Below are 14,114 nucleotides of genomic sequence, written 5' to 3'. Positions count from 1 at the left end.
ACGACCTGACGCCGCTAACCTCCACGCCGCCGGCAACGCTTCCCTTTATATATAGAGAGGCATCACTTGCCATTCGCCGCAGCCTGCAACTGCTCAACCGGCACCGCGTCGGCCATCGCCGTATAGCCGGCGTCGCTCGGGTGAATACCGTCGCCGCTATCGTATCGGCGCTGCAGCACGCCCGGACGCGCCGGGTCGCGCAGCACTGCGTCGAAGTCGACCACGCCGTCGAAGCCGCCGCCACTCCGGATCCACCGGTTCACCTCGAGCCGGATCGCTTCGCGCCCGGCCTGCAACGCAGCCGGCGTGAGCGTCGCGCCGTATACCTTCACGCCCTGGCGGTGCGCCGCCTCGATCAGCCGGCGATAACCGTCGATCAGCGACGCGGCCGTGACCTGCGTATGCGGGTGGTCGCAATCGAGCCCCGCGCGCGGCGGCATCGCCGCGAAGTTGATGTCGTTGATGCCGATCAGCACGACCGCCACCTTCACGCCCGCACGCGACAGCGCATCGCGTTCGAACCGCGACGCCAGCGACGTGCCGTAGCACGCGGAATCGCTGAGCAGCCGGTTCCCGCTGATACCCAGATTCACGACGCCGACCGAATCGGCTCCCGACGCCGTCAGCCGGCGCGCCAGCGCGTCGGGCCAGCGGCGGTTCCGGTTCACGCTGGAGCGCAGCCCGTCGGTGATCGAGTCGCCGATCGCAGCGACACTGGCGTGCGCGGTACCGGCTTCGACAGCCAGCTCGGACACCCATGCGTATTGCGTAAAGCGAGTGCGGAACGCGGCGGCGCCCGGATCGCTCACGTGATCGCCCGGTACGGACACATAGTTGAACTGGTTCGACACGCGGTGCCAGACCGTCATCCGCTGGTTCGGCCCCATCTGGAGACTGATCGCATAAGGCTGCGCAGCCATCACGTCGATGGCCACCGGATCGCTTTCGAGCTCCTGGCCCGGCGCGAGCGTCACCGATGACTTGCCGCCGAACCGGACCGGCACGGCCGCGCCGCCGGCAAGCGCCGCGCCCTCACCGGCACGCGCGAGGCTCGCGGCCTCGACGACCAGCGGCGCGCGGCCGTAGGCATTGCTGACGCGAATCCGCGCGGCGCGCCCCGACACCGTCGGATACACGATCTGACGCACGGTCCGCCCGGCCACGTCGGGCGCGCGGTAAAGCGGCGGCGGCACGGCAAGGTCGGGAATCGGCTGCAGCGCGGTTGCCCACGCGGCAACCCATCCGGCCGGCGCGGCCGACGCCACGAGCGGCGACACGAAAACGGCCGCACCCAACATGGCCGCGGCGAAACTGCTTCGGAATGACATCGGCAAAATCCTCATCGGAAAGCGGGCATTGTGCCGCAGAAGGCGCGAGACTCACGTGCGGGACCGCGCTTGCGCCGCCCGATCGCGCCCCGACGTCCCTCGTTTACCCGAGTCTCGCTGCAAATCCATAAGAAATTTATTAACCGACCGGTCGGTTGGTTTATACTTCGCACACATTCAACCGGACGAGAATCTCGCCATGTACACGCAATCCCTCGACATCCCCGGCAACGTCGCGCCGCTCGACGCCGCAGCCGAGTCGCCCGAGCAGGCGCGGTTCGACGCGGTGATGGCAGCCGACGGCAAGATCGAACCACAGGACTGGATGCCCGACGCCTATCGCAAGACGCTGGTGCGCCAGATCTCGCAGCACGCGCATTCGGAAGTCGTCGGCATGCTGCCGGAAGGCAACTGGATCTCGCGCGCGCCGAGCCTGAAGCGCAAGGCGATCCTGCTCGCGAAGGTCCAGGACGAAGCCGGCCACGGCCTCTATCTGTATAGCGCGGCCGAAACGCTCGGCGTGTCGCGCGATTCGCTGATCGACGCACTGCACGCCGGCAAGGCGAAATATTCGAGCATCTTCAACTATCCGACGCCGACCTGGGCCGATGTCGGCGTGATCGGCTGGCTTGTCGACGGCGCCGCGATCATGAACCAGATCCCGCTGTGCCGCTGCACGTACGGCCCGTACGCACGCGCGATGATCCGCGTGTGCAAGGAAGAGTCGTTCCACCAGCGCCAGGGTTTCGATGCGCTGCTGTCGATGATGAAGGGTACCGACGCGCAGCGCGCGATGGTCCAGCAAGCCGTGGACCGCTGGTGGTGGCCGGTGCTGATGATGTTCGGCCCGAGCGACGCGGATTCGGTCCACAGCAGCCAGTCCGCCAAATGGGGCATCAAGCGGATCTCGAACGACGACCTGCGCCAGAAATTCGTCGACGCAACGGTCGATCAGGCGAAGGTGCTCGGCGTGACGCTGCCCGACCCCGACCTGAAATGGAACGAAGCACGCGGCCATCACGACTACGGCACGATCGACTGGGACGAATTCTGGCGCGTGGTCAACGGCGACGGCCCGTGCAACAAGGAACGCCTCGCGACCCGCGTGAAAGCACACGACGACGGCGCCTGGGTACGTGAAGCCGCGCTCGCGCACGAAGCGAAGCGCCAGGCTCGCGCCGAACAGCACGCCGCCTGAGCGGCAACACTCGAATTCAGGAATCAGGAGAAAGTGATGAACAAGGAATGGCCGATCTGGGAAGTGTTCGTGCGCAGCAAGCAGGGCCTCGACCACAAGCATTGCGGCAGCCTGCACGCCGCCGACGCGACGATGGCGCTGCGCATGGCGCGCGACGTCTACACGCGCCGCCAGGAAGGCGTGAGCATCTGGGTGGTGCCGTCGTCGGCGATCACCGCGTCGGATCCGAACGAGAAGGCCGAGCTGTTCGAGCCGGCGGGCGACAAGATCTACCGCCACCCGACGTTCTACACGCTGCCCGACGAAGTCAACCACATGTAACGCCCGCGCCATGACGATCACGCCCGAACACCTCTCCTACGTGCTGCGCCTCGCGGACAACGCGCTGATCCTCGGTCAGCGCAACGCCGAATGGTGCGGCCACGGCCCGATCCTCGAGGAAGACATCGCGCTCACCAACATGAGCCTCGACCTCATCGGCCAGTCGCGCATGCTGTATACGCACGCGGCCGAGCTCGAGCGCCAGCTCAACGGCGCGACGAAGACCGAGGACGACTACGCGTACTTCCGCACCGAGCGCGAATTCGCGAACTTCACGCTCGCCGAGCTGCCGCACTACGGCCCGGTCTCCGGCACCGCACACGCCGACAAGGACTACGCGGTGACAATCGTGCGCAACTTCCTGTACGCGGCGCTGATGCTGCACGTATGGAGCGCGCTGGAAACGTCGACCGACACGCAGCTCGCCGCGATCGCCGCGAAATCGGTGAAGGAAACCCGCTATCACGTACAGCACGCACGCGAATGGCTCGTGCGCCTCGGCGACGGTACCGACGCATCGCACCGCCGCGCGCAGGATGCGCTCGACTACCTGATGCCGTACACGCGCGAATTCTTCGCGGCCGATGCGATCGACGACGCGATCGCCGCCGTTGGCATCGGCCCGGCACCGGCCGCGATCGAAGCCGCGTGGCGCGCTGACGTGGACGATGCGCTCGTCGAGGCGACGCTCGCACTGCCGGCGCCCGTGAAGCACGTGACGACCGGCAAGCAGGGCGAGCACTCGGAGCACATGGGCTACCTGCTCGCCGAAATGCAGAGCCTCGCGCGCCAGCATCCCGGCGCGACCTGGTAACCGGCCAACGCCACGGAGCCCGACGATGTCCGTCCAGACCGCCGCCCTTGCCCCCGCCGCACCCGCCGTGCGCCATGACGATCCGCTGCTCGCCCGTGCGTGGGACGTGCTGGAAGCCGTGCCCGATCCGGAGATCCCGGTCGTGTCGATCCGCGAGCTCGGCATCCTGCGCGACGTCCGCCGCGCGGACGACGGCCAGCTCGAAGTCGTGATCACGCCGACCTACTCGGGCTGCCCGGCCATGTCGCAGATCGCCGAGGACATCGCCGCCGCGCTGCAGGCCGCCGAACTGCCGCCGCACCGAATCGAGACGGTGCTCGCGCCCGCCTGGACGACCGACTGGATCACGGAGGAAGCGCGCGACAAGCTGCGCGCGTACGGCATCGCGCCGCCGGTCGGCCAGTGCGGCAGCGCCGCACCGCGGGAAAACGTCGTGCGTTTCGTGCCGCGGCCGGTCGCGGCGCCCACCTGCCCGCGCTGCGGCTCCGCCCGCACCGAGCGTCTCGCGCAATTCGCGTCCACGGCCTGCAAGGCGCTGTATCGCTGCGTCGACTGCCGCGAACCCTTCGACTACTTCAAACCCTATTAAATATGGCGACCCCGCAATTTCATCCGCTGCGTATCCGCGACGTGCGGCCAGAGACCGCCGACGCCGTGACCGTCTCCTTCGACGTGCCGCCCGAGCTGCGCGACGCGTACCGCTTCACGCAGGGCCAGTTCGTCACGCTGAAGACCCACATCGACGGCGAGGAAACGCGCCGCTCGTATTCGATCTGCGTCGGCACGACGGACTACGACCGTGACGGCGAACTGCGCATCGGCATCAAGCGCGTGCGCGGCGGCCGCTTCTCGAACTTCGCGTTCGACTCGCTGAAACCCGGCCACACGATCGACGTGATGACGCCGGACGGCCGGTTCTTCACGCACCTGAACGCCGATCACGGCAAGCAGTACGTTGCGTTTTCCGGCGGCTCGGGGATCACGCCGGTGCTCGCGATCGTGAAGACGACGCTCGAACTCGAGCCGCGCAGCACGTTCACGCTGATCTACGGGAACCGCAGCGTCGACGCGATCATGTTCGCGGAGGAGCTCGAGGACCTGAAGAACCGCTACATGAACCGCTTCGTCCTGTATCACGTGCTGTCGGACGACCTGCAGGACGTCGAGCTGTTCAACGGCGTGCTCGACCAGGCGAAATGCGCGGAATTCCTCGATACGCTGACGCCGGCCGACGCGATCGACGAAGCGTTCATCTGCGGCCCCGCGCCGATGATGGACGCCGCCGAAGCCGCGCTGAAGGCGGCCGGCGTGCCGCAGGCGAAGGTGCATGTCGAGCGCTTCGGCACGCCGCTGCCGCAAGCCGGCGCGCCGGTCGTCGAGATCACCGACCAGACACCAGCCGCCGACCTCGAAATCGTGCTCGACGGCAAGAAACGCAAGCTGCGCCTGCCGTACCAGGGCGTGAGCCTGCTCGACGTCGGCCTGCGCGCAGGCCTCGCGCTGCCGTACGCGTGCAAGGGCGGCGTGTGCTGCACGTGCCGCGCGAAGGTGATCGAGGGCGAGGTGCGGATGGAGAAGAACTACACGCTCGAGGAGCACGAAGTGAAGGACGGCTTCGTGCTCACGTGCCAGTGCCACCCGATCAGCGACAAGGTCGTCGTGAGCTACGACGAGCGTTGAGCGGCGTTGCGTCGCGGCGCCGAACGGTTTCTCGCCGTCACACATCTCGCTTACACTAGGGGCCGCCGGCCGGCTGGACATTGCAACGTCCGCCCGGCCGGCGGTTTTCTTTTGTTGACGACAGGCCGATGAGTACCATTCATGTGATTCAGGGCGGCACCGCCGCCGCGTCGCTGCGCGAGGCACTCGGGCAAGCCGGGCGCGACGAGCGCGTCGTCGGATTGCTCGACGATCTCGGCGTCGGACCGCTCAAGGGCGCCGACGAGACGCCCGACACGCGCGCCGCCTTCTGGCACCACGTGCTCGGCGACCAGATCCCCGACTGGAACGCGGAAATCGAGGATGAATTCGCGCGTCTCGACCTGCTCGCGATGGAGTCGGGCCAGGTGGTCGTGTGGCATGCGCCGAGCGTCGGCGACAAGCTGCTGCTGCGCCGCGTCGCCTACCACCTGCGCAATGTGCCGCAGCGCCTGAACGAGGTACGGCTGTCGGCCGCCGATTTCGACTCGACGCAACGCGCGGCGCTGTCGCGCACCGACCAGGCCTGCTCGACCGGGATGTTCTCGCCCGCGGAACTGGCGCGCAAACGCCCGGTGGCCGCGCCGATCTCGGTGCTGCGCATCGGCCGCCTCGCACTCGAATGGCAGGAGGCGAAACACCTGAACGCCGAACTGCGCTACTGGGTCAGCAACACGATCAAGAGCGGCCACTACGCCGACCTCGACGCGCTGATCGTCTCGCGCGCGGAAGCCGACTGGCTGCCCGCGCGACGCCTCGTCGGCAGCATCATGGCCGCCGCCGACCGCGGCGGGCTGTTCGTCAGCGATTCGATCGCCTGGTGGCGCTGCCGCGAGCTCGCGGCCGCCGGCCGGCTCGAGCTGCAGGACGACGCGCCCGACGCCCTCTCTTCCACGCAGGTGCGCACGGCCCGCGCGGCTCTCGCGCACCGCTAATCTTCCGCATTCGACCATGGCCCGTACCCGAGCGCCCGACCACGAATCCCAGCGCGAACAGATCCTCGATCTGGCCGCCGAGAAATTCGCGCAGACGAGCTACCCGAGCACGTCGATGTCCGATCTCGCGACCGCGAGCGGCACGTCGAAGGCACGCCTCTATCACTATTACGAGAGCAAGGAAGCGATCCTGTTCGACCTGCTCGACCGCTACACCAAACGGCTGATGCTGATCATCGCCGAGGTGGAAGGCGCGAGCCAGCGGCGCGGCCTCAGCGAGCGCGACGCGTTCGCCGAACTCGTGCGCGCGTTCCTCGCCGAGTACGAGACGTCGCACAGCAGGCACGTCGCGCTGCTCAACGACGTGAAGTATCTCGAGGATGCGCAGCGCGAAATCGTGCTCGACCGCCAGCGCGACATCGTCGCGGCGTTCACGCGCCAGCTCGCCCGCGCGTACCCGGACCGCATCTCGAAGGAAAACCAGACATCGGTGACGATGATGGTGTTCGGGATGATCAACTGGACGTTCACGTGGCTGAAGCCGGGCGGCCGCCTCGGCTATCGCGACTTCGCCGAGCAGGTGATCGACCTGATCGAACGCGGGCTGTCGACGGCAGCCTGATTGCCGCGCAGCAGCATGCGTTGCGTGACGGGGACACTGCGACCGCCCGTCGCGCATTTCATATGACGAATTTTAAATCCGTTAAAAATCAAATAGATAAAGAATTAACTAAGCGGATTTAGAATTTCCCCTCGGCACAAATAACGTCAAATACGGGTTTTCCCCAACCCCGTCGGGTAAAATGCTGTTGCATTGCACAACCCGCTTGTGCAGCCACACACTGAGGAACCCACGATGAACACGCAATTCAACGGCCCTGCCGACGTTGTCGGCACGGTCGGCAGTGCGCCGGTTCTCGTCAGGGAACTGGCTTCCAAAGACCGTGAGCAGATGCTCACCCACTTTCTCTCGCTCGACGAAGAGGATCGCCTGCTGCGCTTCGGCCAAATGGTGCCCGACCACGTGATCGAGAACTACGTTCGCACGATCGACTTCGGTCGCGACACCGTGTTCGGCGTGTTCGACCACGACCTCGAACTGATCGGCGTCGGCCACCTGGCCTATCTGCCGGCCGAGGGCGACAAGCGCACGGCCGAATTCGGCGTGTCGGTGCTCGAAAGCGCACGCGGCCGCGGCGTCGGCTCGAAGTTGTTCGAGCGCGCGGCGATCCGTAGCCGCAACACGCGCGTGACGATGCTGTACATGCATTGCCTGTCTCGTAACGCGACGATGATGCACATCGCGAAGAAGTCCGGGATGCGGATCGAGTACGCGTACGGCGAAGCCGATGCGTACCTGTCGCTGCCGCCGGCCGACCACTCGACGATCATCGCCGAGATGCTGCAGGAACAGGCCGCCGTGTTCGACTACGCGATGAAGCGCCAGGCGCACCGCACGACGAAGTTCATCGCATCGCTGATGCCCGCCGCGCTGACGGCATGACATCGGCCGGCCGGGCCGCGTCCGTGGCGCGCCCGGCCTCCCTCCTTCCCCTCCCCGCTAGCGCACCGAGCGAATCGGCAAAGCCGTCGTCTCCTTGAAGCATTCGAGCGAGAAGCTCGTCTTCACGTCGATCACCGACGGGTGATGCAGCAAATGCTCCTGCACGAAGCGGGAGAAATGCGCCATGTCCTCGACCTGCACGCGCAGCAGGTAATCCATGTCCCCGGTCATCGCGTGGCACGCGACCACTTCCGGCCAGGTCTGCACGGCCGCGCGGAACAGCTCCGCATGGGTCGCGCCCGCGCGCGCCGACGTCTCGTCGACCCGCACCGGCGCCAGGCCGCCACGCTTCTCGAGCCGCACGCTCACGTACGCGAGCAGGTCGAGCCCGAGTTTCTGCGGGTTCAGCAGCGCGACATAGCCGGTGATCACGCCGATCTCCTCGAGCCGCCGGATCCGCCGCAGGCACGGGCTCGGCGACAGGTTCACGCGCTCGGCGATCTCCTGGTTCGACAAGCGCCCGTTCTCCTGAAGAATCGCGAGAATCCGCCGGTCGATGGCATCCAATTCGGCTTGCGCCATCTTCTGCCCTCCAATGATTATTTCAAGACTGGAAATTGCGCCATCGTAGGGGCCGGCGATTAAGTTCGCAAGTTTTCGCTCACGGTCGCCCGCTACACTCTGTCGCATGTACCGATTCGCCGCACACACCCACGCGTGTGCGCCTTCGACATCGAACAGGCCAGGCAGGCGCACGTCGCCCCGGCCGATCGCCCCGCACAGGAGACACGACATGCAGATCCCCAACTGGGACAACCCCGTCGGCACCGACGGCTTCGAATTCATCGAATACACGGCACCGGACCCGAAAGCGCTCGGACAACTGTTCGAACGGATGGGTTTCACCGCGATCGCGCGCCACCGCCACAAGGACGTGACGGTGTACCGCCAGGGCGACATCAACTTCATCATCAACGCCGAACCCGATTCGTTCGCGCAGCGCTTCGCGCGCCTGCACGGCCCGTCGATCTGCGCGATCGCATTCCGCGTGCAGGATGCCGCGAAGGCCTACAAGCACGCGCTCGACCTCGGCGCCTGGGGCTTCGACAACAAGACGGGCCCGATGGAGCTGAACATCCCGGCGATCAAGGGCATCGGCGATTCGCTGATCTACTTCGTCGACCGCTGGCGCGGCAAGAACGGCGCGCAGCCGGGCGCGATCGGCGACATCAGCATCTATGACGTCGACTTCGAGCCGATCGCCGGCGCGAACCCGAACCCGGTCGGCCACGGCCTCACGTACATCGACCACCTGACGCACAACGTGCACCGCGGCCGCATGCAGGAATGGGCCGAGTTCTACGAGCGCCTGTTCAACTTCCGCGAAGTGCGCTACTTCGACATCGAAGGCAAGGTGACGGGCGTGAAGTCGAAGGCGATGACGTCGCCGTGCGGCAAGATCCGCATCCCGATCAACGAGGAAGGCTCGGAAACGGCCGGCCAGATCCAGGAATACCTCGACGCGTATCACGGCGAAGGGATCCAGCACATCGCGCTCGGCGCGAGCGACATCTACCAGGCGGTCGACGGCCTGCGCAGCAAGGAAGTGACGCTGCTCGACACGATCGACACGTATTACGAACTGGTCGATCGCCGCGTGCCGAACCACGGCGAATCGCTGGACGAACTGAAGAAGCGCAAGATCCTGATCGACGGCGCACGCGACGACCTGCTGCTGCAGATCTTCACCGAGAACCAGATCGGGCCGATCTTCTTCGAGATCATCCAGCGCAAGGGCAACCAGGGCTTCGGCGAAGGCAACTTCAAGGCGCTGTTCGAATCGATCGAACTCGACCAGATCCGCCGCGGCGTCGTGCAGGACAAGGCCTGACGCATCCGGCAAGCGGCCGCCGCCGGCAACCGGCCAGCCGCACGATCCGGCAGCACAAAGAAAAAGGGCGGGAATCCAAGGATTCCCGCCCTTTTTTCATTCCGGCGCGGCCTGCCGGCCGCGCGACCGGATCAACGCGCGTTCGCCTTCGACTCGACGGCACGCTCGGCCGACGGCTGCGCGACGGCGTCCTGGGCCGGCACGATCTGTTGCATCTGTGCGCCGGCTGCCGCCAGTGCGCTCGCGCCTCGCGCGTGCACCGGGCCGGTCATCGAGAAAAACGCGGCGGACACGATCAGGAAACTCTGGATATGACGTGTGTTCATTGCACCTCCTGTAAAACTGCCGGCGCCTCCCCGGTTGCATCGAAACGAACCAACGCGACCGGGCACCTCCGGCAGGCCGACAAGATTAACGGCACTTGCCCACAGATGGATGCGGCTTTACATGCTTTTACATGATGTAACGCATCATCACGCCCTTTTTTCCGATGCACCGCCGCATTTTCACCCGCATTCCAACCGATGGCCGGCGGGTTTGCCCCAGTGCTACCATCGCTTAAAACCGGCGAACATGCCGGCCACTGCCGACGCGTCCACAAGACGCCCGAGGCAGTCGAGTTTTGGTGATCCCAAACTGGGTGGAGGAGACTGTTAATGAATGCCCCGCTAGACGCAGGCCAACGCGCGTCGCTAGAAGCCGCGCTGAAGTCCGTCACGCTTGATGACAAATACACACTGGAACGCGGTCGCGCGTACATGAGCGGCATCCAGGCCCTCGTACGCCTGCCGATGCTCCAGCAGGAACGCGACCGCGCCGCCGGTCTCAATACGGCCGGCTTCATCTCCGGCTACCGCGGCTCGCCGCTTGGCGGCCTCGATCTGTCGCTCTGGAAAGCCAAGCAGCACCTGGCGGCCCACCAGATCGTCTTCCAGCCCGGCCTCAACGAAGATCTCGCCGCCACCGCCGTGTGGGGCTCGCAGCAGGTGAACCTGTACCCCGGCGCGAAGCACGACGGCGTGTTCGGCATGTGGTACGGCAAGGGCCCGGGCGTCGACCGCACCGGCGACGTCTTCAAGCACGCGAACTCGGCCGGCTCGTCGCAGCACGGCGGCGTGCTGGTGCTCGCCGGCGACGACCACGCGGCGAAATCGTCGACGCTCGCGCACCAGTCCGAACACATCTTCAAGGCCTGCGGGCTGCCCGTGCTGTTCCCGTCCAACGTGCAGGAATATCTCGATTTCGGCTTGCACGGCTGGGCGATGAGCCGTTATTCGGGCCTGTGGGTCGCGCTCAAGTGCGTGACGGACGTCGTCGAATCGTCGGCGTCGGTCGACATCGACCCGCATCGCACCGAGATCGTGCTGCCGACCGACTTCATCGTGCCGGAAGGCGGCCTGAACATCCGCTGGCCCGACCCGCCGCTCGTGCAGGAAGCGCGGCTGCTCGACTACAAGTGGTACGCGGCGCTCGCCTACGTGCGTGCGAACAAGCTCGACCGGATCGAGATCGATTCGCCGAACGCGCGCTTCGGGATCATGACGGGCGGTAAGGCGTACCTCGACGTGCGCCAGGCGCTGACCGACCTCGGCCTCGACGACGAAACCTGCGCGCGGATCGGCATCCGGCTGTACAAGGTCGGCTGCGTGTGGCCGCTCGAAGCGCAGGGCGCGCAGGCATTCGCGCGCGGCCTCGACGAAATCCTCGTCGTCGAGGAAAAGCGCCAGATCCTCGAATACGCGATCAAGGAAGAACTGTACAACTGGCCGGACGGCCAGCGGCCGCGCGTGTTCGGCAAGTTCGACGAGAAAGACGGCGCCGGCGGCGAATGGTCGGTGCCGATGGGCAACTGGCTGCTGCCCGCGCACTACGAGCTGTCGCCCGCGATCATCGCGAAGGCGATCGCGACGCGCCTCGAGAAGTTCGAGCTGCCGTCCGACGTGCGCGCACGCATCGCCGCGCGGCTCGCGGTGATCAACGCGAAGGAAATGGCGCTCGCGAAGCCGCACGTGCAGACCGAGCGCAAGCCGTGGTTCTGCTCGGGCTGCCCGCACAACACGTCGACCAACGTGCCGGAAGGCTCGCGGGCAATCGCCGGCATCGGCTGCCACTACATGACTGTGTGGATGGACCGCAGCACGAGCACCTTCAGCCAGATGGGCGGCGAAGGCGTGCCGTGGATCGGCCAGGCGCCGTTCACGGACGAGAAGCACGTATTCGCGAACCTCGGCGACGGCACCTACTTCCACTCGGGCCTGCTGGCCGTTCGCGCGGCGATCTCGTCGAAGGCGAACATCACCTACAAGATCCTCTACAACGACGCGGTCGCGATGACGGGCGGCCAGCCGGTCGACGGCGTGCTGACGGTGCCGCAGATCACGCACCAGCTCGCGTCCGAAGGCGCGAAGAAGATCGTGATCGTCACCGACGAGCCGGAGAAGTACGACAGCCAGAAGGCGCTGCTCGCGCCGGGCGTGCCGATCCATCACCGCGACCAGCTCGACGACGTGCAGCGCGAGCTGCGCGAGATCGAAGGCACGACGATCCTCATCTACGACCAGACCTGCGCGACCGAGAAACGCCGCCGCCGCAAGCGCGGCACGTATCCGGATCCGGCCAAGCGTGTGGTGATCAACGACGCGGTGTGCGAAGGCTGCGGCGACTGCTCGGTGCAGTCGAACTGCCTGTCGGTCGAGCCGCTGGAAACTGAATTCGGCACGAAGCGCCAGATCAACCAGTCGAGCTGCAACAAGGACTTCTCGTGCGTGAAGGGCTTCTGCCCGAGCTTCGTCACGGTCGAAGGCGGCCAGCTGAAGAAGCCGAAGGCCGTGTCGGTCGACGGCAACGCGCTGCCGCCGATCCCTGAACCGACGCTGCCGGACATCGACCGCGCATACGGCGTGCTCGTCACGGGCGTCGGCGGCACGGGCGTCGTCACGATCGGCGCGCTGCTCGGGATGGCCGCGCACCTGGAAAACAAGGGCGTGACCGTGCTCGACGTCACCGGCCTCGCGCAAAAAGGCGGCGCCGTGATGAGCCACGTGCAGATCTCGCACGCGCCGACCGACATCCACGCAACGCGGATCGCGATGGGCGAAGCCGACCTCGTGATCGGCTGCGACGCGATCGTCACGGCCGGCGACGAGTGCACGTCGCGGATGCGGCACGACACGACGCGCGTGGTCGTCAACAGCGCGCAGACGCCGACCGCCGAGTTCATCAAGAACCCGAACTGGGCGTTCCCCGGCTTGTCCGCCGAGAACGACATCCGCGCGGCGGCAGGTGAAGCCGTCGATTTCATCGACGCGAACCGCTTCGCGGTCGCGCTGCTCGGCGACGCGATCTACACGAACCCGTTCGTGCTCGGCTACGCGTGGCAGAAAGGCTGGCTGCCGCTCACGCTCGCGTCGCTCGTCCGCGCGATCGAGCTGAATGCGGTGTCGGTCGAGAAGAACCGCGCAGCATTCGACTGGGGCCGCCGCGCCGCCTACGACCTGGCCAGCGTGAAGCAGGCCGCGGCCGGCGATGCACGCCCCGCGCAAGGCGCCACGGTGATCGCGCTGCACACGAAGAAGGCGGTCGATGCGTTGATCGCGAAGCGCGTGGAATTCCTCACCGCGTACCAGAACGCCGCGTACGCATCGCGCTATGCAGCCTTCGTCGACAAGGTGCGCGCCGCCGAGCGCGCGCTGGCGGACGGCGACACGATGCAGGAGCAGCTGACCGAAGCGGTCGCGCGCAACCTGTTCAAGCTGATGGCGTACAAGGACGAATACGAGGTCGCGCGGTTGCAGTCCGACCCCGCGTCCCTCGCACGCCTGACCGCGCAGTTCGAAGGTGACTGGAAGCTGAAATTCCACCTCGCGCCGCCGCTGTTCGCGAAGACGGACGCCCACGGCCATCTCGTGAAGAAGGCGTACGGCCCGTGGATGATGTCGGCGTTCCGGCTGCTCGCCAAGGCGAAGTTCCTGCGCGGCACGGGGCTCGACCCGTTCGGCCGCACCGAAGAGCGTCGCACCGAGCGCGCGCTGATCGGCGAGTACGAAGCGCTGATCGACGAGGTGATGGCCAAGCTGAACGCGGCCAACCGCCCGCTCGCGCTCGAACTCGCGGCGCTGCCGGACGGCATTCGCGGCTACGGCCACGTGAAGGAGAACAACCTGCGCGCGGTACGCCAGAAGTGGAACACGCTGCTGACGAAGTGGCGCTCGCCGGCAGGCGGCCAGTCGCACCAGCAGGTCGCGTAACGAAACGCGGCGGGGCAGGCGAGGCGTTCGCGCTCAGGACGCCCCGCCCGCACCGCCCGTCGCGGTTCATGCGAAAAAAAACGCCACGGAACGCAGGTTCCGTGGCGTTTTTCATTGCGCTGCGCGTTGTGCGCAGCACACGCGGGCGTGGACTTACTTCGTGTTCACGTTCGCGGCG

The 14,114-nt window shown here is 66.4% G+C and carries 13 protein-coding genes; 10 read left to right on the top strand and 3 right to left on the bottom strand.

The window, feature by feature from the left end; all coding sequences use genetic code 11:
- Nucleotides 1-62: 62 nt before the first annotated feature.
- Complete coding sequence (locus U5809_RS34410) at nucleotides 63-1,328, bottom strand: SGNH/GDSL hydrolase family protein (RefSeq protein WP_322089827.1); 1,266 nt, start codon at nucleotides 1,326-1,328, stop codon at nucleotides 63-65.
- Between the two features lie 199 nt (nucleotides 1,329-1,527).
- On the opposite strand from U5809_RS34410, the gene paaA reads away from it, so the two are divergent.
- The 8 genes from paaA (at nucleotide 1,528) to U5809_RS34370 (ending at nucleotide 7,798) form a co-directional block, all read left to right on the top strand.
- On the top strand, nucleotides 1,528-2,526 hold the full coding sequence (gene paaA / locus U5809_RS34405; protein ID WP_176048840.1) for a 1,2-phenylacetyl-CoA epoxidase subunit PaaA: 999 nt from the start codon (nucleotides 1,528-1,530) through the stop codon (nucleotides 2,524-2,526).
- 36 nt (nucleotides 2,527-2,562) lie between these two features.
- Nucleotides 2,563-2,847 carry a 1,2-phenylacetyl-CoA epoxidase subunit PaaB gene (gene paaB, locus U5809_RS34400; RefSeq protein ID WP_034188015.1) on the top strand — a complete coding sequence of 95 codons (285 nt, stop codon included), beginning with the start codon at nucleotides 2,563-2,565 and terminating at the stop codon, nucleotides 2,845-2,847.
- A 10-nt stretch (nucleotides 2,848-2,857) separates the two neighbouring features.
- Complete coding sequence (gene paaC, locus U5809_RS34395; RefSeq protein ID WP_322089826.1) at nucleotides 2,858-3,661, top strand: 1,2-phenylacetyl-CoA epoxidase subunit PaaC; 804 nt, start codon at nucleotides 2,858-2,860, stop codon at nucleotides 3,659-3,661.
- 25 nt (nucleotides 3,662-3,686) lie between these two features.
- Entirely contained in the window at nucleotides 3,687-4,250 is a 564-nt protein-coding gene (gene paaD / locus U5809_RS34390; protein ID WP_322089825.1) for a 1,2-phenylacetyl-CoA epoxidase subunit PaaD, read from the top strand.
- 2 nt (nucleotides 4,251-4,252) lie between these two features.
- Nucleotides 4,253-5,341: a 1,2-phenylacetyl-CoA epoxidase subunit PaaE gene (gene paaE, locus U5809_RS34385; protein WP_322089824.1), complete on the top strand. Its 1,089-nt coding sequence runs from the start codon at nucleotides 4,253-4,255 to the stop codon at nucleotides 5,339-5,341.
- A gap of 128 nt (nucleotides 5,342-5,469) precedes the next feature.
- Entirely contained in the window at nucleotides 5,470-6,294 is an 825-nt protein-coding gene (locus U5809_RS34380; RefSeq protein ID WP_322089823.1) for a DUF1835 domain-containing protein, read from the top strand.
- Nucleotides 6,295-6,310: 16 nt separating this feature from the next.
- Nucleotides 6,311-6,916, top strand: a complete 606-nt coding sequence (locus tag U5809_RS34375; RefSeq protein WP_006482923.1) for a TetR/AcrR family transcriptional regulator — start codon at nucleotides 6,311-6,313, stop codon at nucleotides 6,914-6,916.
- Nucleotides 6,917-7,150: 234 nt separating this feature from the next.
- The gene (locus U5809_RS34370) at nucleotides 7,151-7,798 is read left to right on the top strand and encodes a GNAT family N-acetyltransferase (RefSeq protein ID WP_322089822.1); all 648 of its coding nucleotides are present in this window, start codon (nucleotides 7,151-7,153) and stop codon (nucleotides 7,796-7,798) included.
- Between the two features lie 57 nt (nucleotides 7,799-7,855).
- On the opposite strand, the gene U5809_RS34365 is transcribed toward U5809_RS34370, so the two are convergent.
- A complete protein-coding gene (locus tag U5809_RS34365; protein WP_059528294.1) occupies nucleotides 7,856-8,380 on the bottom strand; it encodes an Lrp/AsnC family transcriptional regulator in 525 nt (174 codons plus the stop codon).
- Nucleotides 8,381-8,591: 211 nt separating this feature from the next.
- Between U5809_RS34365 and hppD the strand changes: the two genes are divergently transcribed.
- Nucleotides 8,592-9,689 carry a 4-hydroxyphenylpyruvate dioxygenase gene (hppD, locus tag U5809_RS34360; RefSeq protein WP_176048851.1) on the top strand — a complete coding sequence of 366 codons (1,098 nt, stop codon included), beginning with the start codon at nucleotides 8,592-8,594 and terminating at the stop codon, nucleotides 9,687-9,689.
- Nucleotides 9,690-9,820: 131 nt separating this feature from the next.
- Here the strand turns inward: hppD and U5809_RS34355 are convergent, their stop codons facing one another.
- Nucleotides 9,821-10,015 (bottom strand): hypothetical protein, encoded by a 195-nt coding sequence (locus tag U5809_RS34355; RefSeq protein WP_046547411.1) that lies wholly within the window; start codon nucleotides 10,013-10,015, stop codon nucleotides 9,821-9,823.
- Nucleotides 10,016-10,345: 330 nt separating this feature from the next.
- Between U5809_RS34355 and U5809_RS34350 the strand changes: the two genes are divergently transcribed.
- Nucleotides 10,346-13,936 (top strand): indolepyruvate ferredoxin oxidoreductase family protein, encoded by a 3,591-nt coding sequence (locus tag U5809_RS34350; protein WP_322089821.1) that lies wholly within the window; start codon nucleotides 10,346-10,348, stop codon nucleotides 13,934-13,936.
- Nucleotides 13,937-14,114: the final 178 nt, after the last annotated feature.

The organism is Burkholderia sp. BCC1999, assembly GCF_905339975.1.
Classification (GTDB): domain Bacteria; phylum Pseudomonadota; class Gammaproteobacteria; order Burkholderiales; family Burkholderiaceae; genus Burkholderia.
Note: the sequence above shows the minus strand (reverse complement) of the source record. Positions and strands in the feature narration are given on the sequence as shown.